General features: G+C 61.6%; 27 protein-coding genes. 14 read left to right on the top strand and 13 right to left on the bottom strand.

The window, feature by feature from the left end; genetic code table 11:
* Nucleotides 1–3 precede the first annotated feature (3 nt).
* The 3 genes from AC5RUQ_RS02935 to AC5RUQ_RS02925 all read left to right on the top strand — a co-directional run bounded on the left by AC5RUQ_RS02935 (nucleotide 4) and on the right by AC5RUQ_RS02925 (nucleotide 3,650).
* On the top strand, nucleotides 4–1,431 hold the full coding sequence (locus tag AC5RUQ_RS02935; RefSeq protein WP_493945906.1) for an amidohydrolase family protein: 1,428 nt from the start codon (nucleotides 4–6) through the stop codon (nucleotides 1,429–1,431).
* A 31-nt stretch (nucleotides 1,432–1,462) separates the two neighbouring features.
* Nucleotides 1,463–2,191 (top strand): maleate cis-trans isomerase family protein, encoded by a 729-nt coding sequence (locus AC5RUQ_RS02930; RefSeq protein WP_493945905.1) that lies wholly within the window; start codon nucleotides 1,463–1,465, stop codon nucleotides 2,189–2,191.
* 88 nt (nucleotides 2,192–2,279) lie between these two features.
* Complete coding sequence (locus tag AC5RUQ_RS02925; protein WP_493945904.1) at nucleotides 2,280–3,650, top strand: glutamyl-tRNA reductase; 1,371 nt, start codon at nucleotides 2,280–2,282, stop codon at nucleotides 3,648–3,650.
* A 67-nt stretch (nucleotides 3,651–3,717) separates the two neighbouring features.
* Here the strand turns inward: AC5RUQ_RS02925 and AC5RUQ_RS02920 are convergent, their stop codons facing one another.
* The 5 genes from AC5RUQ_RS02920 to AC5RUQ_RS02900 all read right to left on the bottom strand — a co-directional run bounded on the left by AC5RUQ_RS02920 (nucleotide 3,718) and on the right by AC5RUQ_RS02900 (nucleotide 8,956).
* Nucleotides 3,718–4,629: an NAD(P)-dependent oxidoreductase gene (locus tag AC5RUQ_RS02920; RefSeq protein WP_493945903.1), complete on the bottom strand. Its 912-nt coding sequence runs from the start codon at nucleotides 4,627–4,629 to the stop codon at nucleotides 3,718–3,720.
* A gap of 125 nt (nucleotides 4,630–4,754) precedes the next feature.
* The gene (locus AC5RUQ_RS02915; protein ID WP_493945902.1) at nucleotides 4,755–6,032 is read right to left on the bottom strand and encodes a TRAP transporter large permease; all 1,278 of its coding nucleotides are present in this window, start codon (nucleotides 6,030–6,032) and stop codon (nucleotides 4,755–4,757) included.
* The gene (locus AC5RUQ_RS02910) at nucleotides 6,029–6,493 is read right to left on the bottom strand and encodes a TRAP transporter small permease (RefSeq protein WP_493945901.1); all 465 of its coding nucleotides are present in this window, start codon (nucleotides 6,491–6,493) and stop codon (nucleotides 6,029–6,031) included. Before AC5RUQ_RS02910 ends, AC5RUQ_RS02915 begins: the two co-directional genes overlap by 4 nt.
* A gap of 145 nt (nucleotides 6,494–6,638) precedes the next feature.
* Nucleotides 6,639–7,667, bottom strand: coding sequence for a DctP family TRAP transporter solute-binding subunit (locus AC5RUQ_RS02905; RefSeq protein ID WP_493945900.1), 1,029 nt, complete (start codon nucleotides 7,665–7,667; stop codon nucleotides 6,639–6,641).
* A gap of 260 nt (nucleotides 7,668–7,927) precedes the next feature.
* The gene (locus AC5RUQ_RS02900) at nucleotides 7,928–8,956 is read right to left on the bottom strand and encodes a LacI family DNA-binding transcriptional regulator (RefSeq protein WP_493945899.1); all 1,029 of its coding nucleotides are present in this window, start codon (nucleotides 8,954–8,956) and stop codon (nucleotides 7,928–7,930) included.
* Nucleotides 8,957–9,212: 256 nt separating this feature from the next.
* Between AC5RUQ_RS02900 and AC5RUQ_RS02895 the strand changes: the two genes are divergently transcribed.
* From AC5RUQ_RS02895 to AC5RUQ_RS02885, 3 genes are all read left to right on the top strand, one after another.
* Nucleotides 9,213–10,565: an NAD(P)H-dependent oxidoreductase gene (locus AC5RUQ_RS02895; protein WP_493945898.1), complete on the top strand. Its 1,353-nt coding sequence runs from the start codon at nucleotides 9,213–9,215 to the stop codon at nucleotides 10,563–10,565.
* A gap of 198 nt (nucleotides 10,566–10,763) precedes the next feature.
* The gene (locus AC5RUQ_RS02890) at nucleotides 10,764–11,075 is read left to right on the top strand and encodes a putative quinol monooxygenase (protein WP_493945897.1); all 312 of its coding nucleotides are present in this window, start codon (nucleotides 10,764–10,766) and stop codon (nucleotides 11,073–11,075) included.
* Nucleotides 11,075–11,575, top strand: coding sequence for a gluconokinase (locus AC5RUQ_RS02885; protein ID WP_493945896.1), 501 nt, complete (start codon nucleotides 11,075–11,077; stop codon nucleotides 11,573–11,575). Before AC5RUQ_RS02890 ends, AC5RUQ_RS02885 begins: the two co-directional genes overlap by 1 nt.
* 129 nt (nucleotides 11,576–11,704) lie before the next feature.
* On the opposite strand, the gene AC5RUQ_RS02880 is transcribed toward AC5RUQ_RS02885, so the two are convergent.
* Complete coding sequence (locus AC5RUQ_RS02880; protein ID WP_493945895.1) at nucleotides 11,705–11,857, bottom strand: hypothetical protein; 153 nt, start codon at nucleotides 11,855–11,857, stop codon at nucleotides 11,705–11,707.
* Nucleotides 11,858–12,091: 234 nt separating this feature from the next.
* On the opposite strand from AC5RUQ_RS02880, the gene AC5RUQ_RS02875 reads away from it, so the two are divergent.
* Entirely contained in the window at nucleotides 12,092–12,469 is a 378-nt protein-coding gene (locus tag AC5RUQ_RS02875; RefSeq protein WP_493945894.1) for a hypothetical protein, read from the top strand.
* A complete protein-coding gene (locus tag AC5RUQ_RS02870) occupies nucleotides 12,420–12,758 on the top strand; it encodes a hypothetical protein (RefSeq protein WP_493945893.1) in 339 nt (112 codons plus the stop codon). The genes AC5RUQ_RS02875 and AC5RUQ_RS02870 overlap by 50 nt, the downstream gene beginning before the upstream one ends.
* Before the next feature lie 131 nt (nucleotides 12,759–12,889).
* Here the strand turns inward: AC5RUQ_RS02870 and AC5RUQ_RS02865 are convergent, their stop codons facing one another.
* Nucleotides 12,890–14,116, bottom strand: coding sequence for a sensor histidine kinase (locus tag AC5RUQ_RS02865; RefSeq protein ID WP_493945892.1), 1,227 nt, complete (start codon nucleotides 14,114–14,116; stop codon nucleotides 12,890–12,892).
* A 179-nt stretch (nucleotides 14,117–14,295) separates the two neighbouring features.
* Between AC5RUQ_RS02865 and AC5RUQ_RS02860 the strand changes: the two genes are divergently transcribed.
* The gene (locus AC5RUQ_RS02860) at nucleotides 14,296–14,418 is read left to right on the top strand and encodes a hypothetical protein (protein ID WP_493945891.1); all 123 of its coding nucleotides are present in this window, start codon (nucleotides 14,296–14,298) and stop codon (nucleotides 14,416–14,418) included.
* Nucleotides 14,419–14,753: 335 nt separating this feature from the next.
* On the opposite strand, the gene AC5RUQ_RS02855 is transcribed toward AC5RUQ_RS02860, so the two are convergent.
* Together AC5RUQ_RS02855 and AC5RUQ_RS02850 are read right to left on the bottom strand one after the other, a co-directional pair.
* Nucleotides 14,754–15,593, bottom strand: a complete 840-nt coding sequence (locus AC5RUQ_RS02855) for a response regulator transcription factor (RefSeq protein WP_493945890.1) — start codon at nucleotides 15,591–15,593, stop codon at nucleotides 14,754–14,756.
* Nucleotides 15,594–15,628: 35 nt separating this feature from the next.
* Nucleotides 15,629–15,772: a hypothetical protein gene (locus AC5RUQ_RS02850; RefSeq protein ID WP_493945889.1), complete on the bottom strand. Its 144-nt coding sequence runs from the start codon at nucleotides 15,770–15,772 to the stop codon at nucleotides 15,629–15,631.
* Between the two features lie 137 nt (nucleotides 15,773–15,909).
* Between AC5RUQ_RS02850 and AC5RUQ_RS02845 the strand changes: the two genes are divergently transcribed.
* Nucleotides 15,910–17,001: a LamG domain-containing protein gene (locus AC5RUQ_RS02845; RefSeq protein ID WP_493945888.1), complete on the top strand. Its 1,092-nt coding sequence runs from the start codon at nucleotides 15,910–15,912 to the stop codon at nucleotides 16,999–17,001.
* A 95-nt stretch (nucleotides 17,002–17,096) separates the two neighbouring features.
* Here AC5RUQ_RS02845 and AC5RUQ_RS02840 read toward each other — a convergent pair whose 3' ends face one another.
* Together AC5RUQ_RS02840 and AC5RUQ_RS02835 are read right to left on the bottom strand one after the other, a co-directional pair.
* The gene (locus AC5RUQ_RS02840) at nucleotides 17,097–17,261 is read right to left on the bottom strand and encodes a hypothetical protein (RefSeq protein ID WP_493945887.1); all 165 of its coding nucleotides are present in this window, start codon (nucleotides 17,259–17,261) and stop codon (nucleotides 17,097–17,099) included.
* 7 nt (nucleotides 17,262–17,268) lie between these two features.
* Nucleotides 17,269–18,318 (bottom strand): glycosyltransferase family 2 protein, encoded by a 1,050-nt coding sequence (locus AC5RUQ_RS02835; protein WP_493945886.1) that lies wholly within the window; start codon nucleotides 18,316–18,318, stop codon nucleotides 17,269–17,271.
* Nucleotides 18,319–19,090: 772 nt separating this feature from the next.
* Here AC5RUQ_RS02835 and AC5RUQ_RS02830 point away from each other — a divergent pair.
* The 4 genes from AC5RUQ_RS02830 (at nucleotide 19,091) to AC5RUQ_RS02815 (ending at nucleotide 21,941) form a co-directional block, all read left to right on the top strand.
* On the top strand, nucleotides 19,091–19,777 hold the full coding sequence (locus AC5RUQ_RS02830; protein WP_493945885.1) for a hypothetical protein: 687 nt from the start codon (nucleotides 19,091–19,093) through the stop codon (nucleotides 19,775–19,777).
* A 1,341-nt stretch (nucleotides 19,778–21,118) separates the two neighbouring features.
* Entirely contained in the window at nucleotides 21,119–21,493 is a 375-nt protein-coding gene (locus AC5RUQ_RS02825) for a DUF7793 family protein (RefSeq protein WP_493945884.1), read from the top strand.
* 150 nt (nucleotides 21,494–21,643) lie between these two features.
* Complete coding sequence (locus AC5RUQ_RS02820; protein WP_493945883.1) at nucleotides 21,644–21,850, top strand: hypothetical protein; 207 nt, start codon at nucleotides 21,644–21,646, stop codon at nucleotides 21,848–21,850.
* Nucleotides 21,828–21,941, top strand: a complete 114-nt coding sequence (locus AC5RUQ_RS02815) for a hypothetical protein (protein WP_493946383.1) — start codon at nucleotides 21,828–21,830, stop codon at nucleotides 21,939–21,941. Before AC5RUQ_RS02820 ends, AC5RUQ_RS02815 begins: the two co-directional genes overlap by 23 nt.
* A gap of 62 nt (nucleotides 21,942–22,003) precedes the next feature.
* Here the strand turns inward: AC5RUQ_RS02815 and AC5RUQ_RS02810 are convergent, their stop codons facing one another.
* The gene (locus AC5RUQ_RS02810) at nucleotides 22,004–22,468 is read right to left on the bottom strand and encodes a YybH family protein (protein ID WP_493945882.1); all 465 of its coding nucleotides are present in this window, start codon (nucleotides 22,466–22,468) and stop codon (nucleotides 22,004–22,006) included.
* Between the two features lie 267 nt (nucleotides 22,469–22,735).
* Nucleotides 22,736–25,684 (bottom strand): exo-alpha-sialidase, encoded by a 2,949-nt coding sequence (locus tag AC5RUQ_RS02805; protein ID WP_493945881.1) that lies wholly within the window; start codon nucleotides 25,682–25,684, stop codon nucleotides 22,736–22,738.
* Nucleotides 25,685–25,777 lie beyond the last annotated feature (93 nt).

The following is a 25,777-nucleotide window of genomic DNA, read 5'->3' as shown; positions in this document are numbered from 1 at the left end:
TCAATGTCCCGGCATCCAGACCTTGTTATCGCCCACGCCACCGTCGTCAACAGCTTCGGCCGCCAGAACGCCCATATCGTGGTCCAGGACGGCCTGATCATACAGCTCATCGACGCCTCGGAAGCCGTCCCCCGGGCCGAACGGACCATCAATGCAAGCGGGCGCCTTGTGATTCCCGGCGGCGTGGACGGCCACTGCCACGTGGCACAGGTCACCGGGCGCTTCCGCACCCTGGACGACTACCGCACCACGTCCACCGCAGCCCTGTGGGGCGGCACCACCACCATCATCGACTTCGGCATCCCCCGTGATGCGCAGGAAACCCCGCTCGCAGCCGTGCTGCACAAAAAGGAGCTGGCAACGGAATCAAGGTGCGACGTTGCCCTGCACGGTGCTGTGATCAGCTGGGATGAAACCGTGCCCTGGCAGCTTGAGCAGCTTGCCGCCGAAGGCGTGCGCTCCGTGAAGATGTACACCACCAACCGCGGCACCACCATGGCGGACGGGGACACCATCCTGAAAGTCATGCGGGAAATGGTCCGGCTGGATGGTCTTACCTACATCCACGCCGAGCACGATCCCATCATCACCGACTGCACGGAGCAGCACGCCCAGGACGGCCGGATCGGCATCGAGCACCTGCACCGGACACGCCCCGAACTGGCGGAAGAAGTATCCGTCAAGGAAACGCTCGCATTGGCTGAATACACGGGCGCACCGGTCTATTTTGTTCATCAATCAACGCCAGGGGCCGTGGATCTGGTGACGGAGGCACGGACCCGCGGGCTGGAGGCGTACTCCGAAACCTGCCCGCACTACGTCACGCTGGATGACTCCGTGTACGGCTCAAAGTTTCCTGAGTGGTTCGCCTGCTGCCCGCCCATGCGCAACGCCGAAACGGTGGCCGCACTGAAGGCACGGCTGGCCTCCGGGGCCATCCACACCATGTCATCGGACCATTCCTGCTACGACCTGTCCCAGAAGCGCGAGCGCACGGACGATGTCCGGGCCATGCCACACGGCCTGCCCGGCGTCGAGACCCGGATGCCGGTCACCTTCACGGCCATGACCTCTGCCGGTGCCAGTGTGGAGGACTTCGTGGAAGTCTTCTCGGCGGAGCCGGCACGGATCAATGCCGTCCCCGGGAAAGGACGCATCGCCGAAGGGTTCGACGCCGATCTGGTGGTCTTCGACCCCGCCGAGGAACGCACGGTGGACGGTGCTGCCCTGCACATGGGCACAGACTTCTCCCCGTTCGATGGCAAGGCACTCACCGGCTGGCCCGCCGTCGTAATTTCCGCAGGCCGTGTGGTGCTGGACGGCAACGGCTTCCACGATCCCGGGAGTGTAGGCCGGTTCCTGGCCCGGAACGGCTTCCACCGGCATGATTCAACCGTCCCTGCCGGCGTCCCGGCTACTGCAAATCTCTAGCCTGCGCCAAGAATAGAAACGGAAAGCTTCGATGCCTTCACCAACACGCCCCCGCCGGATCGGCATGATCGTTCCGTCATCCAACACCTGCCTTGAGCCTCAGACCTACCGGATCCTGGGCAGCCGGACCGACGTCACCGTCCATTTCACCCGGATCCCCGTCACCCGGATTGCCCTGGACGATTCCTCGAACAAGCAGTTCGACTCCGCAGTCATGCGGGACGCCGCCCGGCTGCTTGCCACGGCGGATGTGGATGTTATTGCCTGGAACGGCACGTCCGGTTCCTGGCTGGGCGCCAAACACGACCAGGAGCTGGTGCAGGAGATCACTGACGCAACCGGCATCCCGGCCACCACGTCCACACTCGCTTACCTGGAGGCCTTCAGAACTTTCGGCACCAAAAGGATCGGTCTGTTCACTCCGTACACTGACGATGTAAACCACCAGGTGATCGCCGCCTACGAGCGGGAAGGCATCGAAACAGTTGACCACCGCGCCCTGGGCTTGAGTGACAACGAATCCTTCGCACGCGTGACCGACGACGAGATGCGGCCCGGCTCGCGTGAACTTGCAGCCACCAACCCCGACGCCCTGGTCTACCTGTGCACCAACCTCTACGGCGCGAACATCACAGCCGAGATGGAAGAAAGCACCGGCGTACCTGTCCTGGACTCAGTGTCCGTCACGCTCTGGCACGCCCTCAGGCTAGCTGGCGCACAACTACTGGATCCGCGGTGGGGCAGACTGCTTGTGAGCTGACCTTGATCCGGACTTCGCTTTTAGAGGCATCCGAGACGTACATGCCAAGAATTTCCAAAGGTTGCTGTAACACACTGTCTTAGAGCAGATGGTCTCACTAACTGCGTCAGCAGATGGATTTCTCGTGGGGGGAACAGCAGTGGCAGGAACGTTCATTACAGTGAGCCCGAGCTTTCAAGGCACGGTTAGCACTCCACCCCTGGTGGTGCTCACGGCCCGCTACCGCTATTTCCCCGCTGATTCAATCGTCACGCTGCAAGCAGTGTCCACAACTATTGCTCAAGCGCTGTTAGATGCCACTACAGCAGTGTCAGGTTGCATCGTTCTGTCCACCTGCAACCGCTTCGAAATTTACTGTGAAATTTCGGCTACGTCTGATGCCGCAGAGGCGTGCTCGGACACACTCGAGGCTGTGAGCTACTGTTCCGGCCTTCCCTTACAAGATTTGCTAACACTATTCGATTACCGCGAAGGTACAGCAGTAGCCGAGCATCTGTTGGCTGTGGGATGCGGTCTTGATTCCCTCGTTGTGGGTGAACGTGAAATTGCAGGCCAAGTCCGGCGTGCGCTGGCCACGGCCCAAGCCGCAGGCACGACTACCGGACGGCTCATCCGATTATTCCAAGAGACTTCCCGGACTGCTAAAGAGGTGGGGGCACGGACCCGCCTTGGCAGCGCAGGAAGGTCGGTAGCTTCGGTGGCTGTCGAACTGGCCGCCTCCCGGCTAAGGCCGGCGACGCTCTCCGAGCTTTCTGTAGTCCTCATCGGCAGCGGGTCCTACGCCGCCTGCATCTTGGACCTGCTGCTAAGAGGGCATTGTTCATCTGTCGCCGTCTTTTCCCGCTCAGGCCGCGCAACGGCATTCGCCGCCGCCCGAGGGGTGAAGGCCCTTACGGCAGCCGAGCTCCCTACAGCCATTGGCCACGCGGACATCATCATCGGCTGCAGCGGCAGCGGAACTCGAATCGACACCACGATGATTGAACCAAGGCAGAATACCCGTCCGCTTGTGGTTGTAGACCTGGCCCCCAACCGTGACTTCGATTCTGCCGTTGCTGACCTGACAGGCATCGACCTGGTGACCCTGGAGACAGTCCGCCGCGCCGCCCCGCAAGCCGACGCGGCGGAACTCCAGCTGGCCCGCGCCCTCATCAGCGAAGCAGCAGACCGTTTTTCTCAACAAGAGTCGGTGCGGGCAATTGATGCCGCCATCGTCGCCCTGCGCCACCACCTGCAGACTGTTCTCGACAGTGAAGTGGAACGCCTCAAAAAACGAAACGGAACACCTACCTCGGTTGAGGAAACAACGGTGGCACTGCGGCGCGTTGTGCATCAGCTGCTCCATACGCCCGCGGTCCGTGCCAGGGAAATGGCGGCCGCGGGTCGTCACGAGGACTACACGTCCGCCTTGGAGGCGCTCTTCGGCATCAGCGTCGACCTTATTCCTCCGCCTAGGTGAAGACGAACACGCCTGACAAGGTGGTTGTGTGATGGCGCGCATACTTTCGCGCCTTTTCGTGAGGGTTTCAGGTTTCAGTGAGAGCGTTGTTGCGCTGAGCAAGGGTCCGAAGGATTCCTGTATGGTCAAGGGCGCCGTCGCCCCGCGCGACCATATCCTCGAAAAGATCCTGGATTACCGTGCTCAGGGGTAGCTCCAGGTTTTCCTTGGTAGCTGCCGCGAGCACGAAGTTGAGGTCCTTCAGCTGGTTTTGGGCGCTGCCGCCACCTGTGAAGTCGCCGTCAATCCATCTGTGCCCTTTTTGGCGCAGCACCTCGGAGTCGGCCAGCCCACCCCGGAGCAGTTCAAGCATCACCGATGGATCCAGTCCCCCACCGCGCGCCAAAAGCATGGCTTCGGAAACTGCCGTGACCGTGCCGGCCACCACGATCTGGTTGCAGGCTTTGGCAAGTGCGCCCGAACCTCCCGGGCCCATATGCCGGATGGTGCTGCCCATGAACTGGAACGCCGGGGTGACCGCGTGAAGTGCGTCCTCGTCCCCGCCCACCATGATGCTCAGGGTGCCGTTTTCGGCGCCCACGGTGCCGCCACTGACGGGGGCGTCCAGGACTCGGACGCCGTGCTCGCGAAGCATTCGTTCGCCAAAAGCCGCCACTGCCCCCGGCGAAACCGTCCCGTGCACCACGAGTATCGGCCGGGCAATGCCCCTGGCTGTCCATCCGGCTATTAGGCCATCTTCTCCGGGAAGCAACGATTCGACGTGGCTTAGGTCCGGCAACACGGTGAGAACGATGTCGGCGGCCGCCTCAAAAGGAGAAGCCGCAACGCTGGCGCCCAGGCCCTCCAAGGCTTCGGCCTTGGAAGCAGTCCGGTTCCAGACTGTCAGCTCGCCGTAGCCCTTCAGCAGCCGGCGCGCCATGGGTTCCCCCATCGGCCCTAATCCCATCAGGGCAAGGGCTGGGTGGTCATGCTCAGGCATTGGGAATCCTGTAGCGATTAGGGCATACAGGACCGGCAATGTAGCTGCTGACGGTTTTCCGGCTGGGGGAACACATGGTTTTCCTGTTTCTGTGACGGTTTGGGATAGCGAACTGAGGGCAGGCGTTACTGGTTGGTCAGGAGATCAGACGGCCACAGGATGAGCTGCGGGAAGACGGCCAGCATGACGATGGCAACCACCATGACCACGTAGAGCGGCACAGCGGCCTTCACGATCTTCTCCATCGGCAGCCCGCTGACATAGGACGCCGCGAACAGGCAGACGCCGACAGGCGGCGTGACCAGGCCAACGGCAAGGGCAGCAACGAGGAAGACGACGAAGTGGATGGGATCCACACCGGAAGACACGGCCGCGGGCATGAGCACTGGTGTGCAGAGCAGGATGGCTGCGACTTTGTCCATCACGGTTCCGATGAGGATCAGGATCAGGCCGATCAGTAGCATGACGATGGTGGGGTTGGTGCTGATGCTCAGCAGCCAGCTGCTGACCTTTGCCGGCAGCCCGTCAATGGTGAAGATGTAAGAAGCGACGCCGGCGATCATGGCGATGAGCAGGATGGTGCCGGTGGTGAGGCCGGCGTCCACGATCATTTTGGGCATCTGGCGCCACTTCATGTCCCGGTAGACGTAGATGCCCACCAGCAGGCTGTAGAAGACGGCGACGGCGGCCGCCTCCGTGGGCGTGACGAGCCCGCTGAACATGCCCACCAGGATGATCACCGGGCCGCCCATGGCCGGGATTCCCCCGAGGACGATCCTAAGGCCCTTCTTGAAAGGCGTCTTTGAGACCTCGCCGTAACCATGGCGTGCCGATAGGAAGAAATTCACAAGCATCAGGACGATGATCAGGACAATGGACGGTCCAAATCCTCCCGCGAGTGCCGCGCCTACCGAGACGTTCGCGGTCGAGGCGGCGATGATCATGAGGATGCTCGGCGGTATCAGTGAGGAGAGGGTAGCGGTGACCATGGTCATCGCTGCCGCATAGGGCCTCGGGTACTTATGGTCAGTCATGGCCTTGATCTCGATCTTGCCAAGGCTGACAATGTCGGCAACCGAGGAACCGGAGATGCCGCCGAAGATCGCGCTAGATGCGATGTTCACTTGGCCTAGGCCGCCACGGAAGCGGCCGAAGATGACCTCGGCGCCACGGAAGATGCGGTCCGAGATACCTCCTCCGGCCATGAGGTTGCCGGCCAGGACGAACAAGGGGACAGCAACCAGGAGGAAGCTGTTCATGGAGCTCATCATGGACTGCGGCAACAGGTCGAGGGGGATGTCGAAGATCAGGAGCGTGGCGATGACGCCAATGCCGAGTGAGACTGAGAGCGGAACGCCCAGCAGCAGCAGGAGGAGGAAAATGCCCAGCAGGGTCAGGCTCATGCGATCATCTCTCCTTCGAGGATCCTCTTACGCATATACGGGGAGAAGTAGACGGTGGTGATATGGGCGACGATGGCGAGTGCCGCACTGATCACAAGGGGCAGGGTTACCAGGAACATCTTCAGTCCCAGGGCGGGACTGGACTCTCCGGCGGCATACTGTTGCAGCATCAGTTCCACCGTCTTGTAGAGCAGGACACTGAAGAACACGGTCCCGCAGATGGCGTAGAGATGCATGCTGACGTGTTTGAGCCAGGCTGGTCCCCACGCCACCGCGAAGTTCACCCGGGGGTGCACGGCGGCCCGGAAGCCTGCTGCCATCCCCAGGAAGGTGGTGTCCATGAACAGGAAACGGGTCATTTCCTCGGTCCATGGCAGCGAGGCTCCCATCTGCCGGCTGACCATCTGGGCAGCAAGGCTGAGCAGCATCGCGGTGATTCCGACGAAGAGGAGAGCATCCACGGCCTTCCAGATCAGACCATGAGGTTCCGAGACTTCGTTTACCGGAACCACCTTGATGCTATGTTCGGCCGCCTGGTGCTCGGCCCCCCGGGTTGGGGTTCCATCATCATGCACTGAGCTCGTCTTCTCCACTGGACCCGTCACCCTAGCGTCCGAGGAATTCAAGGCTTGACTGGACGAATTCCTTGCCGACCTTGCCCTCAAGCTCGGGGTAGACCTTCTGCGCTGCCGCCTGGAACTTTTCCCTGGCTTCGGGCGCTAGCTCGTTGATCTTCACGCCTTCGCCCTTCAGCTTCTCGAGGGTTTTGGCGGCTTCGTCGGTGTCGTACTTCGTCTTGAAGTCAGCGGTCTCGTCTGCAGCCTCCTGCAGGACCTTCCGGGTGTCCTCATCGAAGGAGTCCCACTTCTTCTTGCTGAACCCGAGGACGAAGGCGTCGGAGATGTGGCTCGTCAGGGAGAGGTAGTCCTGGACTTCGAAGAACTTGTTGTTGACTGGAACTTCCAGGGGGTTCTCCTGGCCGTCGATAGTACCGAGCTGCAGGGCAGTGTAAACCTCTTTGAAGTCCATCGGCGTCGGGTTGGCGCCCAGTGAGCCAAAGAACTTAACCCAGAGGTCATTCTGCGGTACGCGGAGCTTCAGGTCCTTGAAGTCCTCGGGCTGGGTGATGGGACGCAACGAGTTGGTGGTGTGGCGCGGAGTACGGGTCAGCATGGACACGCCCTTGATGCCCAACTTGTCCAGTGAGCCCAGCAGTTCCTTGCCCGGCTCTCCTTCGAGGTACTTGGTGACCTCCTCCGTGTCCTTGAAGAGGTAGGGAAGGCTGATGGCATTCATCTTCGGTTCGAAGGATGCGTACACCGAGGTGGACATGATGGTCGAGTCCAGCGTGCCGTTTCCAAGCAGGTTGACGGCGGCGTTCTGGTCCCCGCCGAAGAGGGTGCCGTCGGGGAACGTCTCGACCTTGACCTTGCCGTCGCTCAGCTCGGCGACCTTGTCGGCGAAGTGCTTTGCGCTGACGCCCATGGAAGAGGTTGCGGGGTCTCCGAGGCCGAGGCGGACGGTGGTGCTGGCCGCGCCGGCGCCACCGGCCCCGCCCCCGCCGCAACCGGTGAGGGCAGTAGTAACGGTGAGTGCAACGGCCACAGCTACGGTGGCCAGGATGCGCTTTGGCATCTGATTCTCCTTTGAATACGTGCTGGTTCCTGGCCTGTACGGACAGGGGTACTGATGCTTTGACGGCGGTGGTTAAGCGTCCTGGGCTATGGATATTTCGAGTAGGGCCGCTCTTGCTGCTTTCTCGTCCCGATTGCCCAGTGCGTTGCAGACGCGGCCTACAGAACAGGGTGGAAGATCGCGGCCTCAGTGGAACCGGTACACTTTTTTACCACAGGGGGGCGCGGGCTGTAAACCGTTGAGAAGCGGATAGCAGCTTGTTACTTCGAGAACTGCAGCCGGGCGACGCTGGACCGTTCGACCAGTTCGGCGGCTACGCGTATGACGTTGGGTTTTCCCGACGTCTTGCCCTGCGTGTTGGACAAAGCGAGCTGCACGGAGTGCCGGGCGAGCAGATCAATGGGTTGCTTGACGATTGTCAGGGCCGGGGTCATGAGTTCGGTCCAGGGTGAATCGTCGAAGACGATAACGGACAAGGTGCGAGGGATGTCGATTCCGGCGTGGGAGAGGCGCCGCAGAACTTCGGTTACCTGGGCGGTATTTGCCACCACCAAAGCGGTGGGCGGCTCCTCGATATTGAGCAGCGCGGACGCGGCGTCTCCCCCCGCCGGACCGCGGAACGCGGCGTGCCGGATGAGGAGCTCATCCTGCACCAGGCCCGCTGCTTCCAGGGCTTGCCGGTAGCCCGCGATCCGGTCCCTTCCTGTAGTGGAGGCAGCCGGCCCGGAGATGATCCCGATGCGGCGGTGCCCGTGGGCGGCGAGCAGCGCCGTTGCGGACCGGGCGGACTCAAAGTTGTCAATGCTGACAACGTCTACTTCGGGGAGCGAAGGTATGGATCGGTCGACAAAAACCACCTCAGTGCCCAGGTCCTGGAGCTGCTTCCAGATTGCCAGGTTGTTGCCGGTGGGGGTCGCGATAATCCCACTGACCCTGCGTTCGATCAGTGTCGCCAGACGCTCTGACTCCAGCTGGTCATCCTCCTGCGTGGTCATCAGCAGCACCTGGATTCCGCGGGCGTGCGCTTCCTGCACTACCTGGTCGGCGAGCCGGGCGAAAAAGGGGTTGGAGACATCGGCGAGCAGCAGCCCCAGCGTAGTAGGCGGGCCATACTTGAGCTCCCTGGCTGCCGTGCGGGGGTGGTAGCCCAGGTTCTTCATGACGTCGTTCACCCTGCTGCGGGTAGCTGCAGCGACTGGACCTGACCCCGGGTTCAGCACCCGGGAGACGACTGCAACGGACACCCCGGCCGCCTGGGCAACATCGCGGATGGTCGGTTGTTTTTGCACGCCTACTCCTTTGTCTGGCACTTCCTGGACATCTGGAACCTTTTTCAGCCTAGGGCTTGACCTTGGGCCTGCCCCTGTGACATAAAAGTGTACCGGTTCCACTTCTTTTACCTTAGTTCGGTTGCGCTTGGTCTGCAGCCTCACTACCAATGGCGAAGAGCCGCACGGTGAAAAGTAGAGCCCCACAAGCTGCGGCTGATCCCAGACCAGCCTGCATCCCTTCCGGAACAGCGCCGTCTCCCTTGAAAGGCAACCCATGAATCTGCACCATCTCCTGACCCAGCGCGAAGCCGACGGAAAGCCCATCCGGGTCGGCCTGATCGGCGCCGGACGCTACGGGACCATGTACCTGGCCCAGGCAAACAACATCCCGGGCATCCACGTCGTCGCCATCGCAGACATCAACGTCAAGCGCGCTGAAGGTGCTTTCGATCTCGTTGGATGGCCCAAAGAGCAGATCGCCCCCGACATAGCAACCGCCCTGAGGGACCGCTCCACGGCGATCGTGGCCAACGCGGACGAGCTTTTCGACGTCGACATCGACATCATCGTGGAAGCCACCGGCAACCCCATCGTTGGTGTGAAGCATGCACTGCGTGCCATCGAAACCAAAAAGCACATCATCATGGTCACGGTTGAAGCCGATGCCTTGGCAGGGCCCGCCCTGGCCAAGCGGGCAGAAGCCGCCGGCGTTGTCTACTCCATGGCCTACGGCGACCAGCCGGCCCTCATCATGGAACTCGTCGACTGGGCCCGCACCAGCGGATTCGACGTCGTCTGCGCCGGCAAGGGCGCCAAATTTCTCGAGCACTACCACGAGATGAACCCCGACAACGTGTGGGAGAACTGGGAATTCTCCAAGGAGCTCACCGACTCCGGGCAGCTGAACCCCAACATGCACACCTCCTTCCGCGACGGCACCAAGGCCGCCATCGAAATGGCCGCCGTCGCCAACGGGGCAGGACTGGTCCCCTCTGACACCGGGCTGACCTTCACGCCCGGAGACGTTGAGGAAATCGCCTCAATCTGCCGCCCCGCCGACGTCGGAGGAGCCCTCGCACACGAAGGGACCGTCGACGTCATGTCCAGTGTCAAGCGCGACGGCACCTGGATCCCCCACAACACCCAGGAAGGCGTTTTCGTCGTCGTGAAGGCAACGAACGCCTACGTCTCCGGCTGCTTCAATGAATACCCCTGGCATCCGGACCCCACCGGCCAGTACGCCGCCCTGTACCGCCCGTACCACTACGTCGGCCTTGAGCTGAACGTATCCATCGCCAACGCCGTCCTCCGCGGAATCCCCACGGGTTCACCCATCGGGTTCTTCGGCGACGTTGTCGCCACCGCCAAGAAGGACCTCAAAGCCGGTGAATTCCTCGACGGCGAAGGCGGATACACCGTGTGGGGCCAACTCGTTTCCGCGAAGCACTCCGTCACTACCGGTGCACTGCCGGTCGCACTGGCCCACCACGTGGAACTGCGCAATGACGTAGCCAAGGGCGGGATCGTCCGCTGGGAAGACGTCATCATGGACGACTCGCTCGCCCAGGCCCTCGAACTGCGCCGCGAAACCGAGGCCCTTGCCTTTGAAGCGGTTCCGGCACCCTGATCCACCGGCACTCATTCCTCTGGGCTGCCGGAGCCACTGAAAGCCCGGCCCCTGGAAACCTCGCCGCTCTCAGCTGAATCCAAGTAAAACCCTGCGGATGTTCGCGCGGACCGACGTGCTATTACCGCCGGTCCGCGCCGCGGCCCCCAGGACCCTCTCACGCCCTCACGGCACCCGTAACACTAGGAGAACCTCACGATGACCATCGTCGTCACTGCAGCTTTTAGCCCTAAGGAAGGCGCCTTCGACAAGGTCGTCGCCGCCCTCTCCCCCGCAATCAGCGAAGTGCACCAGGAACCCGGCTGCCTGCTCTACGCGATCCATGAAGCCCCTAACAACCAGATCCTCATGATTGAGAAATGGGAATCAGCTGCGCTGCTGGACGCCCATGGCGAAGGTGAACCGGTCCAACGCCTGAACGCCTCCCTCGAAGGCCTGCTGGAAAGGCCTGTCGTAGTGACCCGGATGGTTCCGATCCCCGCAGGAACAGCACAGCAGGGAGCGCTGTAGTGCATAGCCCTCTTGTCGTCATGGGCGTGTGTGGTGCAGGCAAGACTGCGGTCGGCGCTGCCCTGGCAGCCCGGCTCGGAGCCACCTTCATGGACGCTGACGACCTGCACCCCTTGCCGAACGTCGAAAAAATGACAGCTGGCATACCGCTCACCGATGAAGACCGATGGCCCTGGCTTCGCCTGGTCGGCGCAGAACTCGCGGCCGAACACCCCCACGGGATCGTGGTTGCCTGTTCAGCACTCAAACGCGCCTACCGTGACGCTATCCGCGCAGCCGCTCCCTCCACCAGGTTCATCCTGTTGAGCGCGGACCCCACAGTGTTGGAAAAACGGCTGGTCCAACGACCGGGCCATTTCATGCCTACATCCCTTCTCGCCTCACAACTGGAAACCCTCGAGCCTCTCGAAGCAAACGAGGCAGGAATTACCCTGACTTCTGAGGCAGGCATTGAAGAAACAATGGAGCGCATCTTGGCAGACTTGGTGCCGGCGCAGTAGCTGTCACCCCTGCGGCCGGCAACTGCACGCAACCCGACCAGCAAGAGAAAGCCCGCCTCACCCGCTGTAGGGATGAGGCGGGCTTTTGGCCTCCGTTTCGCTGCGTACCTCATACGGCAGTGGAGGCGCTCATCGGTAGGCGGCCGGGCCGGGGCGTCCGACGCGATAGGTTTTCCTTGCTGTTTCCGCAAAGAGGTCCCGGCGTTCGCCATTTGTCATGGCGGCGGTTACGTCGTCGAAGGCAGCGTAAAGCGCGGTAAAGCTGGAGTAGAGGCTGTCCACGCACGGGTGACTCCGGTTCAGCAGCCTGGCTGAGCCCCTTTGACCTTCATCTTTCCTTGGCCGGCTCTTCCCGCGCCGGTGAGCTTTCTGAGAACGCTCCTGTGCCGGTGTCATTCGACCCCGGTTCTTCTTCTGACTAGTTGAGTCCCCTGCTGCCATTCATCGGCGGCATACGGGCCTAACGGGCAGCTGATCAGCGCCCGCACCTCAACTATTTGTCAGGAGACACAGATCATGAATTCCAACCTTCGCAGAGGGCTGCTTGGCACCCTCTTTGCCGGCGGCCTGCTGGCCTTGGGCTGCACCGCGGCAAACGCCTCGAAAACCACCACCGGGCACGACCCGTCCGCGTCTGTCCTCACCGCTGCTGTGGACGGCGCTCTGGGCACCGGAATCCTGGGCGGGTCCGACCAAGGCAACACCACCGATCTTGCAGCGGCAGCCGTCGTCGACCTTCGTCTTGGAAATCTTGGTGTTACCGACGGGGACATCGCCGATGCAAACGTCGCCGCTGACCCGGGTAGCGGGAACCCCGGCACGGAAAACCCTGACAACGGTACAGGTGGCAACGGAACGGTCGATCCGGGCACCCGGGGGCACCGGCACTGTTGATCCCGGCACCGGCGGCAACTCCGGCACCGATGACGGCGGTACCGACGGCAACGGGACCAGTGATGGGGCAACGGTCACCGGCACTTCCGGTAACCGTGGCACGTTCATCGCGGCTGCTGGTTCCACCACCGTTGGCGGCGTGATCGGCACGGACTCTTCCTACCGCAGCACCACCACCGCCAATGGCAGCGCTCTGGCCAACACCGGCATCGATATCTCGCTCGTACCGTTCGCCCTGCTGTTGCTGGGCGCCGGGCTCCTCCTGCTCCGCAAGCGCAGGATCTCCTAGCCTGGTAACTCGCCCCTGCTCCTGCCACAGGAGCAGGGGCGAGTTTGCCCGTTCGTGTAACAAGTGACCGGACGGCGGAAGTTTCTTGAACCTCGCCGTCTGGTTCTCGCCACGACGGGAGGCTCGGCGGCTTAGCCAGCGGGGAAACTGACGGCGACGGTGGTTCCGCCTCCCGGAGATTCTGAAAGGGTGAGCTCGCCACCGTGGGCTTTCGCGATAGTGCTGCATGTGGCCAGGCCCAGGCCTGTGCCGGCACCGTCGCCTTCGCGCTGGAGCCGCACCAAGGGTTCCAGGACTTTCGCCCGGTCTTCCGGGGCGATGCCCTTGCCGTTGTCCGCCACGAAGATAGTGGCCCCGTGGTAGTTGGCGGTTCCGCTGATACGGATGTGCAGTTCCCGGTGGGAGCTGCGGTAGTTCATCGCGTTGGACAGCAGGTTCTGCAGCAACGTGCGCAGCTGCCCCCGGTCGGCGTATACGGTCAGATCCTGCACGTCCACCATGTTCTGGTCGGATATGCCAAGGTCCAGCATCACTTCGTTGGCCACCGTCTGGACGTTTAGGTAGGCAGGCTGAATTTTGCCGCCAACACGGGAGTAGTTCAGGACGTCGCTGAGCATGGCGAGCATACGGCGCCCGGACGCGCCGACCTTGTCCAAATCGTCTGCGGCACCGGGGACAGCGCGGATTTCGGGATCGTCCTGCAGCATTTCCAGGTAGCCCAGCATTGTGGTCAACGGGGTGCGCAGGTCGTGGCTGACACGTCCGGCGAACCCGGCGAGCCGGGCGTTGCTTTCCTCCAGCTCAAGGTATGCCCGGTCGAGCTGGGCCGTCCGGTGCTGCAGCTCCAAAAGCTCCACTACCTGTTTAGCGAGGACCTCCAACATGTCCACCTGCCCAGGGCTAAGTTCCTGGGCAGCTTCGGAAAAGACACACAACGTCCCCGGCACAAACCCGGACTCCGTTTCCAGGGGAACCGAGGCGTAGAAACGGACCCTGCCGATCTCACCGGTAACAAACGGGCTGTCCGCAAACCGGGGATCCCGTGAGGCGTCTGGAACTACCGTCTTTTCCCGGGACAGGAAAACTTTGGCGCACATGGAATCCTCACGGGAGCACACCCCGGGGTCCACTCCCCAGGCCCCGATCTGGTGCTGGTGACCTGCACTGATGATGTTCACGACACCGAACGGTGCACCGCACAACTGGGTGGCCAACCGGACCAGGTTCTGCAGCGCATCCATCACGGCTGCGTTGGGCAGCAATGGTGAGTCAAGGGACGGGTCGAGCCCGTACTCCAGCAGTTCAAGGTCACGGCTGATGTCGTTGCTGAAAGCCAGTCGTCCTGCTGCACCTGTCATTAAGAATCCCCCGGCCCGTTCCGATACTCTCGCGATCATATCCGCACGCGTAGAGCTGGCATCAAACCTGAAATTGCAGTCGGAACACAGCCAACCTGCATGCACTGCCGTTGCGCTTCTTCCCTTCACGGAGCGAGGCAACGAATGGCTTCCCCAACTATCTCCGGAGACGGCTCTTAATGTCTGATCCTGCAACGCTTTCCTTCGCGCTGACATACACAGGAACGCTGGCAGTGGCTGCTTTAATCGCCTGGATTTTGACCCTTCCCGTCTACACGCTGATCCGGCGCGCAGACAAGTGACTCCAGGCTTCTGACCTACCCGGGCAATAGGGCTGCGATGGCAGGCGGCAGGCCGGGGCACTGCTGGGCATTGCTGCAGTCGTTCAGGCACCAGGCTGCTGGCCATGTTCACCGACTACAGCCTGCAGAAAATTTTCGCATCTCTGCCTTCGCCACCATAGGGATGAGCGCTGGCATTACCTCCAACCTTCCGCCCGCTGCCGTGGTCACCAAAGCTTGTTTATAAAGCCGCATTTGCGGGCCTCTCTGCCGGTGCTGATGACTGTCGGGGCAAACCCTTTCGGCGGCAGGGGGCTCCAGGCCTGTATCGGGGGTTGCCGGGGATAGCCGGTCGGCTACTGTGTCATACGGTAGCCCACGCCGCGTACGGTTTCGATCCAGCGTGGGTGGTTGGAGCTGTCGCCCAGCCTTTTGCGGAGGTTGCCGATGTGGACTTCCACAGCACGCTCCTCACCGGCGCTGACCAGGGAACCGGTATTGAAGGGCTCGTTGCGCAGCCGGCGCACCAGGTCCGCCTTGGTTTGAACCGTCCGCCCGCTTTCCATCAGGAACAGCAGCAGGTCGAACTGGGTGCGGGTAAGGTCTACTGGCACAGCGTTGATGGCTGCCAGACGGGAACCCTCGTGAAGGGTCAAATCTTTGTGAACGAAGTCGTAGGAGCCCGCCTCCGGCACCACGTACTGTTCGGCTTCCGAGGGTTGGATCGGGGCAGGGGTTGGGGCTTGCCTGGAGGAACGTAGTTGGTGTGCGGACCCTACGATGCGGCCTGGGGATGGTGCCCGTTCTGCGGGAGCGATGATCATGGTCCGTGGCCGACGGAGCATGGCGGCAATCCGGGCTCGAAGCTCCCGGGGTCGGAATGGTTTGGTGAGGTAGTCATCGGCCCCGGCCTCGAAGCCCATCAGGGCGTCTGCCTCATCCACGCGGCCCGTGACAATGATGAGGTAGGCGTCCGTGAACGTTCGGATCCGCCGCGATGCTTCTATGCCGTCAAAGTCCGGCAGGCCAACGTCCATGGTGATGATGTCCGGTTTGTGGGCCCGGACTGCTTCGACTCCGTCGCTGCCTGAAGATGTTGAATAAACAGCGAACCCGGACTGCTGCAGCACCTCTGTCAGGGTCGACCTGATATCGTCGTCGTCCTCGACCACCACGGCAATACCGCGCTCCACCATGCATCACCCGCATCTTTTATTTATGTGTACATATTTCATTCGGCGACATTGGCCGGACGGATGGCTTTTTCCTCCGGCGCAGCGGAATGCATTATCGAGCCTACCGAATGGGTTGAGCAGAAATTGCCGTCTTTCGTGCACATTGAGCGGGCCTTGAGGTTTGGAAAAATATTGAGCATATCCTGAGGTTCTTTTTCGGGTGAATACTTTTCTGCCTGGACCTATTGCCTTAGGCAGTGGCGGTGGACGAAGATCAAGCTGTGCTCAATGGGGGCGCATGATTGCTCGCTGGGAGCAATACGATAAGGGGCGTTGCATGACTTATTCCCGCTTTTTTGTCTTCCATCCCTTTCGCCGGGCAAAGCCACTGGTCCTCACGGCAGTGATCGCCGTCGCCATGCTGGCCAGTGTGCCGGCGGTCCAGGCAGCCGATACCACCCCTCTTGATCCCAATCCCGGCCCTGCCGGGAGTTTCAGCTGGAAGGGGTTCAACTGGGAAAAACGCTTCTGGGGCGGGGCGCCAATGTACAACAAGGCTTTCGATGCCGCCAACGTCAGCAATCCCGATGCCAACGGACACATCACGATGAACCTGACCAACCCAACGGGTGAGGCCCCGGCCGGGGCAGAATTCCAGTCCACCCGGCAGGGGTTCGGCTACGGGACCTACAGCGCCACAATCGAAAAGGACTTGACTACCCTGCAGAAGGAAGTAGTTTGGGGCTGCCTCTTCACATACGACCCCTTGGCTGCGCCCGGGTACAACGAAATTGACCTTTGCGAGGCGTCCGCGTGGGGCGGCGGCGCCGCTTACGGGGAGTCCTGGCCAGTCACGCAGGCCCACGGTTATTGGTTTGACGCCACCAAAGCCCCAGGGGAAGGCAACAACACCATTGTTTTCGACGTAACCTCAAACCCGATCTCCACCCACCGGATGGTCTGGGAGCCCGGCCGGCTCACGTTCGAGACTTTTTCGGGGGAAGGGTTCGCCGGGACGCTGTTGAAGCGCACTGTTCTGGAAGGTGCCACCGTTCCGGTTCCCGCGAAGGAACAGATCCACTTCAACCTTTGGGTTACCGGCGGAGGCGGCGGTGATCCGGCCCACGTAAAGCCCGAAAGTGTGGTTATCAGAGACTTTTCCTTCGTGCCTGCAGCCGGGACAGTCACCCCGGTTCCTGCATCGTTCATCAAACTGAGCGCTATTACTACCAAAGCCAAATCCATGAGCACCACTACGCTCAAATGGTCTGGCGCCACGGGCACCAACGTGACGGTCTGGGTCAACGACACACGGCGATCCGTTCCCAACACAGGCAGCTACATCAACACCGTAAAAGGTGGAAGCACTATCTCCTACAAGATCTGTGACACGGCTGGGTGCTCAAATGTGGTCACCGTCGTGACGTGACGGCAGCCCGTCAGTGGGAGCACCAAGCAGGAACGCAGGGCCTGAACCGGCCCTGCGTTCCTTGTGTTACCGGGCATTCTTTTCTGCGACGGTAGTCAGGACTTGGCGCCCCGCACGGGGATGATCCGCTTGACGGCAAGGCCAAGCGCCAGGAGCGCAAACGCGGCGAGGGCGATCCAAAACAGATCACCGGCGCCGGTCATTGCAAGGGTGCCGGAGCCGGCCCCGGCTGCCGCTGGAATTGCAGGGTTGTTGTACATCGGTTTTCTACCAGGCTTTCTTTCTATTGAAGACTGCATCTGCGTACGCCTTCGCGTGGACCACCTGCAGGAACAGGTCGATCACCAGCTCGTACATGGTTGCGGCGGCGAGCATGTACTTCCATCCTCGGTGCCGCACGGTCACCACCCGTTCGATCACGAAGACACCGGTCACGGCAAGCCAGAAGGGCTGAATCTGCAGCCCTTGCCCCGTGGCCAGTGCAACCGCCATCGTGCTCAGATAAGCCAGAGTCACCACAACGCCCACAACCGTCAGCGCCTGCCGGCCCCAATAAGGTCTGGTGACCGCTGTCCAGCCGTATTGAACGCAGTTCTCCACGGCGCCGCGCTTCCACCGCAGCCGCTGGGCCCACAATTCCCGCCATGTCGGCATGACCTCGGTGACAAGTGTGCAGTCCGCTGGCGACTTGATCCTGTACTTCAGCGTCAACAAGGCGAACGAGAGCTCGTTATCCTCGGTCAGGACAGAGGTGTCGTAGACTCCACCGCGGCCATTGCCCGGCGGCAGGGTTCCATCCAGTCGTGCCGTCACGATATCCCGCAGTGTCCGCGCCCGGAACAGCGCTGCAGTTCCGGTGACAACAAGACACTTTCCGTGCAGCCGCCGCACGTCCCTCGCATAACGCGCATACTCATTGCGCTGCAAGTGGCCTACAAAACCACCGCCACGGCCGCCACGAAAAACACCACCGACGGCTCCCAGCCGCGAGTCCGCCTTCAGATGGGCAGCCGAACGCTCAAGAAAGTCCCGTGAAAGCTGAGAGTCGGCGTCTTGAACCAGGAACATGTCCTCCGGAGCCGCCTCAGACAGCACGTCCGCCAACACAAAGTTAAGGGCTCCCGCCTTTTTATCGGTGTTACCCACTGTTCGAACCACCTCGGCGCCCGCTGCCAGGGCGATCGTTTCCGTAGCATCGGTGCAATTATCGGCAACCACAATCACACGGTCAGGAGTAATTGTCTGGGACCGGAGAGAACTTAAAGTATCGCCAATCCCCACAGCCTCATTGTGAGCCGGAATTATGACCGTGATCACTGTTCAAACCCGACAACGGAGCCGTATTGGCGCCACCGGCCCATATGCTGCAGCGCAGCAATTCTTTCCATAATGCCCCCGCAAATTCACTAAGTCCTATTGACTTTGATGGTTTCAACGGGAACTCAAATGACCAGCAGAGAAGCGGCAACAAAACGACAAGCTTCAATCAAGACCACCGCATTCCCCTGAGGCTCAACGGACCGTAAAGCGGCACGCAAGATCGACGCAAGAAGCACACAGCTGAAGCCTCGAAATTCTGCTTGGCTCAGTCGGTCAAGGCGGACCGGATGTAATCGACGGACCGCCAGTGGACTTTTGGGTCTAAACAGCAGGATCTTTGCCTTCACCAAGGTCCGTATGGTCAGCGGCGGTCAGATCGACGTCAGTCCCTGATATCAGGAGATAGTCACCGCTAATGCAAGTGATTTCCCTGGTTCGCGCTGCGTGCAACCAGAGGGCCCTATTCTGACCCCACGCCTATCGTTGCTTCGAGTTTCGCATGCCAGGTGAGGCTGGCCGATCGGCGGCCGCAAGTGGCCCCGCGCTGTCTGCCAGGCCGTCGAATGCGGCTCTTCGGCGAGGCGATCTCCGAGAACCTGGATAGGTGCGACGGGTTGCTCTTTGTCGGCGCCAATGCCGACGCCTCAGCCGGCAAGCGGCGCCGCAGCACCTTACGGGATCAACCCCGATACGCCCTGTTAGCCTATCTACCGCCCGGTAGGATGGTCAGCGTCGTCCGGATGAGGATGGCGTAATTGGGGGAGAAGTAATGAAAGTTCCAGTCAGGCGTGGGCTCGGCAGAAAAATCACGACGGCGGCTGCCGCACTTGTGCTGCTGTCCGGCATCAGCGGCTGCAGCCTGTTCCCGTCTCCGCCGCCTCTGCCGGATATCGCTCCGGCGACGCCTGTGTCGGTGCTTCCGCCGGAGTGCCCCTTCGTTGGCCAGAACGACCTAACGCCGGTCCGGATCCCCCTGGGTACCCCGCGCGAGACGATCGGCAGTGTCCTGAACGCTTACAGCGGCTGGTTCAACGCCGGTTCCGAGTTGATCGCCGCCTGGAGTCCAGGCACAGCCGTTCCTGAGAGCTGTGTTGAGCGGCTCGCCGCAAGGAACGCGGAGGCCTACTCGGCCACCCTGTTCACCACGCACAGCGACGTGGCCTGGCAGCAATACTTCACCTCTGTAAAGGTGATGAACCAGCAGAACCTGACATCGGTCCGCTCTGCCGAGCCGGAGGGCAGCGGGCGGGGGAAGTTCGAACTGTTGCAGGAGATCGATTCGAGCGCCACAGACAGCGGAACGTTCGTGAAGTTCGATGCCGTCTACCGCCCCGTAGTGGCCGGCCAGGGCAATTGGGAAGACCTGGACAAGCCGACCCGCTGGTACGTGGAACTGGTCCCGGCGGGAGAGTTCCTGGTCATCAACTACATCGAGACCAAACCCGCCGCCGGTTAGCCGGCACCGTCCAGTACGAAGCACGTGGAGAACTTTCCTGGCAGCCGCTGTACATGTCGTGTGCAGAACGTGCCGCTCGGTGCCTTCCTAGGTTCAAACAGTGGGGATCTTGGCCATCACCAAGGTTCGTTTATCGGCAGCGGCTGTCGGATCGACGTCGGCCCCCGATATCAGGAGATAGTTCCCGCTAATGAGAGTGATTTCCCTGGTCCGCGCCGCCTCTAACCAGCGGACAGTTTCCTCGTCCTTTGAGTCGAAACGCTCGGACCATGCCAGATTGTCATCGAACCACACTGAAACACGGCCGTTAGCAGAGGCACAGCACGCTGCCATCGGCTGGTTGAGCCTTCAAGGCGATGTCCGAATAGTCGCTGTTGCACGCCCGCCTGAACCCACGCCTCAACATATCCTCTGTAAGAGAATTAGGCGCTGACTGCCCGGCCATGTCACTCCCAGACGTTCGGGATGAAGTGGCCAAGGCAAGGAACGCGTACCACAGTGTCCCGAACGATCCGGCTATCCCAACGGTCAGCCGGGACCCGAGGTATTCACCTGACATCAGCAAATCTCCCACAAACATTCCCCCGACGAAACCACGACGTGACCGCCGTGGATCAGCCTAGTCAACCTCACCGCACGCCTGGGCGAAGGCCATGCTCCCCCACGCTCCGCTCGAGGAAAGCTGCTGCCGGCGCTCGACTCTGAGAACGGCAAGGTCGGCGATGAGCTGGCGTACTTCACGTTCGAGACGACGAAGCGCAGCTGGAGATGCTGTAGGGGGATTGCTTGGAAAAGCGGGAAGGGACACCCCGCCTGTGGCCGGTGAAGCCGAACCGAGGTCCCTGAACTCCAGCGGATCAAAAAAGAATCACTCGATCCATTACAGGGCCCCGCAGCCGCGACTGCGTATTCGGTGCCGGTCAACATGATCAAGGCCAGTCCGCGCTTACGAAGTGAACGGAATGTGGAAGAGTCAGCAGGGCATCGCCGGTCCAGTCAGTTGCCCCGTACCCTGTTTCCGCCGGTGCCGGAAGGACCATCTGCTGCAAGGCCGCATGTTCTTTATCAACCAAAAGTGCGTCAGCGTTTACCAAGAAGTCCCCCTCGACGAGCTTGCCTCACCAGAGTAGGAAGCATTGACCGGCGATGGAAGTGTATAATCCAATCGCCGGAGTAATTGCGTGAATCTTGAGCATCCCTTGTGGCTGAGGGCATCTTGGCAGTGCCCACGGCAACCTGCGTTAGGCAAAGCTCGGCGATCGGGACATTCAGTGAAACCCGTTTCTTATCCATTCGGTTTACATTTGGTGAACGGATTTAGAGAAAGCATGGGAGATACAGGTGACGGCGTCTGTTGGGTCGGGTAAAAGTGAAGTGTTCTTGGACGAACACGGGATTCTTCAGCTGACATGGGCACGCAACGCCGCCATCGGAACCAGCGATGCTGAGGCAGCCATACATGTGGTCAATGAGCTGTGCGGACAAGCTAAACGTCCACTGCTGGTAGACATGGCCACCACGTCCCGGGTGAGTCGCGGGGCACGTGCTGCCTTTGCCCGGCCCTGCCAGGCATCACACGTTGCGCTACTAGGCGCTTCACCCGTAGATAAAGTCATCGCCAACTTCGTTTTGGCCGTGAACAAGACATCGCGTACCAAACGCTTTTTCACGTCACGAACAGAAGCCACCGAGTGGCTCATGAGTGCCACTGCCTGACCTGACTCCCTCTGCCAGGACACTTCAGAGGACTGCTGCCCAATAAACCGTCGGAGGTTGGCCTAAGCGCCCGGGCGGCGAGGTCTTCAAGGCAAATTCCAGGCAAGGCCGAAGCACCAGAACCTTGGGGTCACCGGTGCAAACTCGCCCATGGCCAACCTCATGCTCTCCGTAATGGCCGCCTTTGCCGAATTCGAACCCTCCCTCATCAGGGAACGCCAACGGATGGAACTGCCCCAACCAAGCAGCGCGGCGCGTATCAGGGGCGGAACCCTGACGCCGGAACGGGCAGACGAGCTGGTCCAGCGGGCCAGCAGCGGCATTTTAAAACGTCATTGCCCGCGATTACGGGATTAGCAGGGAGACGGTCTACCAGTACCTGCGCGAATCCAGGCCAGCCGGGAACACTCTCCCCCGCCGAGCCTCCCCTCTTGCCGTAGTTTACTGAATATCCGTTATCGGCAATCGAAAATGGCCGCGTGAGCGTCTTCCGAAAGGATCTGAAGTTGTTCAGCCAGAGGGATCTAAGGGCCCAATTTCCTTCTTGTTACTGGAGACGATGGATTCGATCGATCTGGGAGCAGTTATAGGATCGGCATGGCGGTGGAGAACCTTCCAAGCTCCGTCTTCCAGGTGGAAAATCGTTGTCACCCTGAGGGCTATCGGTACCAGCTCGTCGGACCCAACGATCTTCACCCGCGTCCGTTCAAGTTCAACGACGTAGGCGAGTTCGGTTCCGACAAACTCTGAGATCCGCTCGAACCGGGTTGGCTCGCCCTCGCGGAAATGGGAAATCGCATGGTCCATCGTTTTCTCGACGTTTTCCCAGCCCCTAACAGGCGGGCCGAGCGGATTGGCTAGCGTGACGTCATCCCGCCTGGAAATCAGCTCTTTCATTGGTGCGGAGTTACCGGAGACCACGGCGTCAAGGGCGCGATGGTACTGCTTCAGGATCAGTTCGACTGTCCCTGACATTGTCCCTCCAATATCCGGCTAGGCCATTTCGCCGAGCGGCGACCGCCTCTGCGGCCATAGTGGCACCGCGGTCCCGGGAAGTCCAGCGGCTTTCCTTGGCCCAACATATGGCTGGTTATCGGTGTTACGACATTGGGCTGGGGAGTAGCTTTTGGAGCAAGGAAACCTCCTCGCCGCTCACAGAGAGGAACAGCCGGCGGGACCTCCGGCTGTTCCTGTCTCTGTTGTAACTCTTAGTGGTGCTGGAACCTTAAGGGCGCTGCTTGGTCATCCTTTCGGTGTGACGTGGAGGCGGTCGAAGGAGACCTGTATGCCGTCCTTGTTCAGGACCACCACGTCGTCGCGGCCGTTCTGGACATCTGTCGGAAGGATGAATTCGACGGTGTCATCGGTGGTAGGGAAGATCCAGCCGATGCGGTAGCTGTGCTTGTTGAGGTGGATGTAGTACCACTGCCCGTACTTGAGGCCGTGCAAAACGACTTTTTGTCCGTTGCGGTACTTGTCGCTGGTTCCCAAGTCGGATGGTACGGTTTGCCCGTCGAGTTCCTGAATGGTCAGGGCGGGATCTGTTTCAGGCTGTGCGGGCTGGACGTTCAGATCTGTCCCGCCGCCGGTCACGGTAGTTGTGGCTTCCCTGGATCCGTTGGTTCCGGTGGCCTCAAACGTCACGGTGCCAAGCCTGCCCGCGGCGATGTCCGCAGCTGTCAGGACGTGGTCGCGGGTGGCCGTGATGCTGTCGCCAGCAGTTAGGCGCTCTTGGCTGATGCCGGCCGCCGGGGCGCTGATACCGGTCAGCAGGACGTTGCCGGCGTTACCGAGGGTGTAGGTGTACGTGACGGTGTCCCCTGCGGAGGCGTACTTGTCGCCGTCGGTGTCTTTCCATTCGGCGGCAACGGTGCCTTCAAGTTTTGCGTCGCGGACCTTCAGGTCCACTTCGCCGCCGTCCACCGCGTACGTGCGGGTGGTTTGGCCGGTGGCGCTGACTTCCCAAGTGGTGTTGGGGACGAAGAAGCCCTGCTCGGCTTCGTCGGCAGTGACGGTGTGGCGGGGCGTGGCGCAGGTGTAGGCCTGTCCGGCCGGCAGGGCGCTGTAGCGGCAGTTACCGGGCCCATCGGGGACGAACGGGCTGAAGTTCCCGGCCGTGGGAACGACCTTTTCTGTTAACGGGCTGGTGTTGGTGACATCGAACTTGTAGGGGAACGCCTCGCCCGCAACGTACGGCTGGACGGTCAGGTCCCGGCCGCTGTCATTGCGGCTGCCCTTGATGTCTGCGGAGAGCAACCCGTCCCGCAGCGCCACGGCAGGGCCGGTGAACGCCACTGCTTTGGTGAGCGTGGGCGTCGCGCTGGCTGTCACGGAGAACACGGCTTCGGGGAGGAAGTAGCCCCGGGTCATGTCTTCTCCCGTGATGGTGTGCTTGGCGGTGGTGCACGTGTAGCTGGCACCGGCAGCCAGATTGTTGTACCGGCAGTTCGGGGCGGTCGGGGGCAGGAAGCCGGCGTCGAAGGAGCCGGAGACCGGTACCGAGTTCGCGGTGACGCTCGCGGTGCTTCTGACGTTGAACGTGTAGGTCAGCACGTCGCCGGCTTTGTAGGGGTTGGCTGCGACGTCGCGCGCAGGTGCGGATCCCGTGATGTTCAAGCCCACCTGGGGCGCGACCGGCACCGTAGCGGTGAAGGTGTACTGGGATACGCGGCGGTCCCCCGTGGTGAAGGCGGCGTTAAGGTCTTGCGGGCCGCTGGCGTTGGCCGGTGCGGTGAGGGCCACGTTTACGGTGACCGAGGCGCCGGGTGCGACGTCGGGCACCGGCACCGTGGTGGCGGACCAGCCCGTTGGCGTGTAGACGGTTGCGGTGGCGCCGGACAGCGTCCCGGCTTCCTGGTTGGTTACTGTCACGGGCACTTGTTGGGTGGCGCCAGGTGAGGTGGTGACGGCGGGTACGGACAGCGGGGCGCAGGCGTAGTTGAGCCAGGCGTCGTCGAACGCCGCGAACTGCATGTTGTCGGTGTAGTTGGCCTCATACAGGACGCCGAATTTGCCGTCTTCCAGCCGGGTCACTGTGGAGTAGGCGGAAAAGCCGGGGCGGATGGTCCGCACACCGGGCCAGGTGGCGCCGTCGTCACAGGAAATCCGGGCAGAGACGTTTTCCCGGGCTGTCTTTGAGTTCGAGTTGGTGAAGATGAGCTTCTTCGCTTCGGCGGATCCTTGGGCGGCGGACGGGTACATCCGGGCAATGGCGCCGTTGTTGGCCGGGTCCGGCAGCTCGGTGTCCCGGGTAACCGGGCCATAGGTGGCACCGCCGTCGGTGGAGTACGCGATCTTTCGGTAGCCCTGGTTGGCGTTGTCCCGCGAGTTCAGCAGCACCCGCCCGTCGGAGAGTTCCACGGTTTTGTTTTCGTCCATCCGGTCGCCCACGTTGGCGCCCTTGTGCCACGTTGCACCATGGTCATCGGAGTAGACGCTGTAGGCCTGGATCCTGTTGGTGCCGTCCGCCTGGCGGATGTCCCCTGCGTACTGCTGAATCAGCCGGCCCTTGTGCGGGCCGTATTTGAGCTGGATGCCTTCACCTGAGGAGGCGAAGTTGGAGCGGACATCACCGGCCACCGGGTTGGTTTTGCTGGTGCCGGGCTTGGTGACGTCAGTGATGAGCCGGGGTTGGCTCCAGGTGAGGCCACCGTCCGTGGATTCAATGACGGCGGAGGAAATAACGTTACGGTCGGCATCGTTGTTGCCGAACTGGCTTCCGCCGAAACCCTGGTCCTTGGAGTAGACGAAGAAGGCGAAGACCTTGCCGGTCTCGGCGTCGTGAATGTAGGACGGGTCGCTGTAGCCGTACTTCGGGCCGGCCGCATCAGCCACGTGCCCGGCAGCGATAACCTGCACCGGGCCCCAGGTCTGGCCGCCGTTGGTGCTGCGCCGCTGGACAATGGAGTTGGGGTTAGGGGCGTCGGCGGCGCTGCCGGGCCTGCCGTCCCACGCGGCCAAGACCACCCCGTTGCCCAGGTACGTCAGGGCTGGGATGCGGTAAAAGAAGTTGTCCGCTGTCCTATCCGCTGCCAGGTTTACTTCCTGGAAAGATCCGGGAGAGGCGGTTGGACTGCTGGACGGGATGGGGGCCGCCTGGGCGGCAATCCCGCTTCCGGCCAGCAGAGCCAACGCCAGCACCCCGGCTCCCGCTGCCCGGCCCATCGACCGTTGTCGCTTGCATCTTGTCATATCTCGCAAATCCATTGCCCTTTCTGGACGCCGCTGCGCGGCCCTACATGGAGACGTCGGCGCAGGTCATGGAGCATTCCTGTTGCTCCTTCT

This window comes from Arthrobacter sp. MDT2-3 (assembly GCF_059090465.1).
Note: the sequence above shows the minus strand (reverse complement) of the source record. Positions and strands in the feature narration are given on the sequence as shown.